1 protein-coding gene and 1 pseudogene are annotated in these 3,848 nt (G+C 67.0%); one reads left to right on the top strand and one right to left on the bottom strand.

The genetic code is table 11. The features are described from left to right. A partial coding sequence (locus JOZ76_RS12995; RefSeq protein WP_291699030.1) for a tetratricopeptide repeat protein occupies nucleotides 1–1,323 on the top strand: 1,323 nt, incomplete at its 5' end. Between the two features lie 148 nt (nucleotides 1,324–1,471). Here the strand turns inward: JOZ76_RS12995 and putA are convergent. Then, nucleotides 1,472–3,848 (bottom strand): annotated as a pseudogene (putA, locus tag JOZ76_RS13000) (bifunctional proline dehydrogenase/L-glutamate gamma-semialdehyde dehydrogenase PutA); the annotation flags it as partial.

Consider the following 3,848-nt stretch of genomic DNA (forward strand, 5'->3'; position numbering starts at 1 on the left):
CGCGCCATCGCTGATTTCGACCAGCTTCTCACCCTGCTGCCCGGCAACGCCGAGGTCCAGCGCCAGCGTCAGGCCGCGGTCGCCATGCAAGCGGCACTGGCCAAGGTGCGGGATGCGCCGAAAGCGCCGTCTGCGGCCGCTGGCGCAGGAACGATGCCGCAGGCCGCCATGCCGCCGCCTGCGACGGACGGAGCGGGCGGCAGCGCGCTCGATCAGGCCAAGCTGCTGTTCGCGCAGAAGCGATTTCCCGAAGCCGTTGCCCGGCTCGACGCGGTCCTGGCCGGCGACCCGCACAACGAGCCTGCCCTGCGGCTTCGCGCGATTGCGCTGATGGCGCTCAATCGCATCGCCGACAGCCAGAAGGACATCGACGAACTGGTCAAGCTCAAGCCGAATGACGGGTCGCTGCTGGCCTTGCGTGCCATGGCCGAAATTCGCGCCAGCCAAGCCGAACTCGCTCTGGCCGATATCAACCGTGCCATCAGCCTCGATCCGAACAACGCCCTGGCCTATCTCGGCCGCGGCACGATCGAAAGAGCCGAGGGCAAACTGAAGGAAGCGCTCGCCGATCTCGACCGCTCGATCGCGATCGATGCCAAGGACAGCGCGGCCTTCGCCGAGCGCGGTCAGACCTATATGGCGCTGAACCAGCTGGACAAGGCGCTCGCGGATTACGATCAGGCCATTGTGCTGAACCCGCTCAACGACACCGCGCGCGCGGCCCGCGGCCTCGCCCTGCTTGCCAAGGGCAACAGCGCGGAAGGCCTGCTCGACATCAAGAACGCGCTCGACCGCAATCCGAACAACCAGCTCGCACAGATCGGCCAGGGGCTGGCGATGCTGGTGTCCGGACAATATGACCGCTCCATCGTCGCGCTCAATCAGCTCGTCGGCAAGCCGGGCGGCCTCGACACGCTGGCGCGGCTGTGGCGGGCGCGTGCCTATCTCGGGCGCAAGGATGCCGACAGCGCCATGGCCGATCTCAATGTCGTGCTCGCCCGGCAGCCGACCAATCTCGATGCTCTGCTGCTCCGCGGCATCGCCTGGTCCGCGAAGCGCGATTACGCCAAGGCGCTGGACGATTTGAGCGCAGCCATCGCCCAGCGCGAGACGGTCGAGGGCTACTTCGCTCGCGCCAAGGCCTATGAGGCGCAGAGCATCCCCGGCAAGGCCGAGAAGGATTATGAGCGGGCCACCGAACTGCGACCGACCAGCGTGTTCGATGTGCTGGCGCAGACGGAATCGAAGCAGAAGATCAAGCAGCTTTCGAAGCAGCTGCCCTGCGGCAACGCCCAGGCCGCCGCGAACGCGGCCTGCCTTTAATATCAAACACGCTTGCACTCACCTTCCACTTCGTCATGGCCGGGCTTGTCCCGGCCATCCACGTCTTTGGCGCGACAACGAAGGAAGACGTGGATGCCCGGCACAAGGGCGGGCATGACGAGTCCTCGGCTGAGGCCGCGCAATCTGGCTATTCCTCTCCCGACAGCAGCGCCGCATTGCCGCCGGCTGCGGCGGTGTTGATCGTGACGGTCTGCTCGGTGGCAAATCGCGCCAGATAATGCGGTCCGCCGGCTTTTGGGCCGGTGCCCGACAGGCCGCTGCCGCCGAATGGCTGCACGCCGACGACAGCGCCGATCATGTTGCGGTTGACATAGACATTGCCGACCTGAAGGCGGCCCGTGACCGTGTCCACGGTGTCCTCGATGCGGCTGTGAATGCCGAGCGTCAGTCCATAGCCGGATGCTGCGATCGCATCGAGCACGCGCGCGAGAAGGTCGGCGCGGTAGCGCACCACGTGCAGGATCGGGCCGAACACCTCCTCGCCGAGTTCACGTGCATCCGCTAGTTCGAAGATGTGCGGCGCGACGTAATTGCCCGCGGGCGCTTGGCCCGCGAAATGCACGCGTGCCGTTTTGTCCATGCGGGAAATATGCGCATCCAGGCGCTGTTTTGCCTCGGCATCGATGACGGGGCCGACATGGGTGGCGATGTCGCGGGGATCGCCGAGCTTCAGCTCGGCCGCGGCGCCGGAAATCATCTCGATCATGCGATCGGCGACGTCGTCCTGCACCAGCAGCAGCCGCAGCGCCGAACAGCGCTGGCCGGCCGAGCGGAACGCCGATGTCACCACATCATCCGCCACCTGCTCGGGCAGGGCGGTCGCGTCCGCGATCATCGCATTGATGCCGCCGGTCTCCGCGATCAGCGGCACGATTGGGCCGTCCTTGGCGGCAAGCGCGCGGTTGATCGCACGCGCCACCTCGGTCGAGCCGGTGAAGACGACGCCGGCAACGTCGTTGTGACCGACCAGCGCCGCGCCGATCGTGCCGTCGCCGGGCAGAAGATGCAGCGCGGAGCGCGAAATGCCGGCCTCATGCAGCAGTCCGATCGCCTCAGTCGCGATCAGCGGCGTCTGCTCGGCCGGCTTGGCAACGACGCTGTTGCCGGCCATCAGCGCCGCGGTGACCTGCCCCAAAAAGATTGCCAGCGGAAAATTCCAGGGCGAGATCGCGACGAACACGCCGCGAGCGCGAAGGCGCAGCACATTGCTCTCACCAGTCGGGCCCGGCATCGCCTCGCCCTCGCCGAACAGTTTTTGGCCCTGCGCCGCATAGTAGCGGCAGAAATCCGCCGCTTCGCGCAGTTCCGACAGTGCATCATCGAGCGTCTTGCCGCCCTCGCATTGCAGCAGCGCGATGAAGCGGGCTGCGCGCCGTTCCAGGAGATCCGCGGCCTTCTCCAGCATCCGGGCACGCCTATGCGCCGGCGTGGCGCTCCACGCTAGAAACCCGGTTCTCGCGCGCGCGATCGCTTCCGCCGCCTGCGCCGGCGTCGCTTCGATCACGCTGCCGATCGCGGCGCCGTCGATCGGGCTCCGCACCGGCCGCTTCTCGCCATCGGCGGCGCGGCCATCGATCAGCGGCGCCGCCATGACGCGTCCGCTCTCGCGGGCGACGTCGATCAGCAGCGCCTCGAGGGCGGCGTGCTCGCCAAACTCGATCCCGTGCGAATTGAGCCGCTCTGGCAGCAGCATGTTCCGCGGCAGAGGGATGCTCGGATGGCCAGCCTTGTCCGGGCTGCCGATGATCTCGGCGGGCCGCCGCAGCAGGCGATCGACCGGCACGGCATAGTCGGCGGCCAGCGCGACAAAGGAGGAATTGGCCCCGTTCTCGAGCAGCCGCCGCACCAGATAGGCGAGAAGATCGCGGTGACTGCCGACCGGCGCATAGGTCCGGCAGGCCACATCCGGCCGCTCCTCGCCGAGCCGCTCGTAGAGCGCTTCGCCCATGCCGTGCAGGCGCTGGAACTCGAAACTGCCGCCGTCGCCGGCAAGCTCCAGCAGGGTCGCGACGGTCAGGGCATTGTGAGTGGCGAATTGCGGAAACAGGCGCGGCCGCAAAGCCAGCAATTGCCTTGCGCAGGCGATGTAGTTCATATCCGTCATCGCCTTGCGGGTGAAGACCGGATAGCCGGCAAGCCCGCGCTCCTGTGCGCGCTTGATCTCGGTGTCCCAATAGGCGCCCTAGACGAGCCGCACCATCAGGTGGCGATCCAAAGCCTTCGCCAGCCCGTCGACATAGTCGATGACGGCGCCGGCGCGCTTTTGATAGGCCTGGATCGCAAGCCCAAAGCCGTCCCAGCCGGCGAGCGATGCATCGCTCGCCGCGGCCGTGATCACGTCCAGCGACAATTCCAGCCGGTCGGCTTCCTCGGCATCGACGGTGAAATTGAGATCAAAAGCTTTTGCGCGCCGCGCGAGATCGATCAGGCGCGGCACCAGCTCGGCCATCACGCGGCCGCGGCTGATGGCCTCGAAGCGGGGATGCAATGCCGACAGCTTGACC

It is taken from the genome of Bradyrhizobium sp. (genome assembly GCF_019244115.1).
GTDB lineage: Bacteria > Pseudomonadota > Alphaproteobacteria > Rhizobiales > Xanthobacteraceae > Bradyrhizobium.